Below are 367 nucleotides of genomic sequence, written 5' to 3' on the forward strand. Positions count from 1 at the left end.
TCAGCGACTTTTCAGAGGCTATCTGAAAGAACCGCCGATGCTGAGTGTCTACCCTTCCGAGCGGGTGAATTTACTCATTGACGGCACGTATTTTAGTAGGGATTTATGCTTGATTTTGTACCGGGACAACACGATCAAGTTCACCCAGCTCTATCGGTTCAGCGATGGAGAACGATACGAAGAGCTCAAAGAAGACCTGGAAAATCTACTGCTTCTTGGAGTCCAGATCGAGTCAATTACCTGTGATGGACATCGCGCATTGCTCAGAGCAATCCGCAAAGTTTGTCCCCAAGTCACCCTTCAGCGATGTGTGATCCATGTGCAGCGAATGTGTAGAATATGGCTTTCCAGCCGTCCAAAGAGTATT

General features: G+C 47.7%; 1 protein-coding gene. It reads left to right on the top strand.

Translation table 11 applies throughout. The features are described from left to right. Positions 1 to 367 (top strand): transposase (locus tag AAA942_RS20255; protein ID WP_338222130.1); only part of this gene is annotated, 367 nt, incomplete at both ends.

The organism is Algoriphagus sp. oki45 (genome assembly GCF_036245605.1).
Classification (GTDB): Bacteria; Bacteroidota; Bacteroidia; order Cytophagales; family Cyclobacteriaceae; genus Algoriphagus.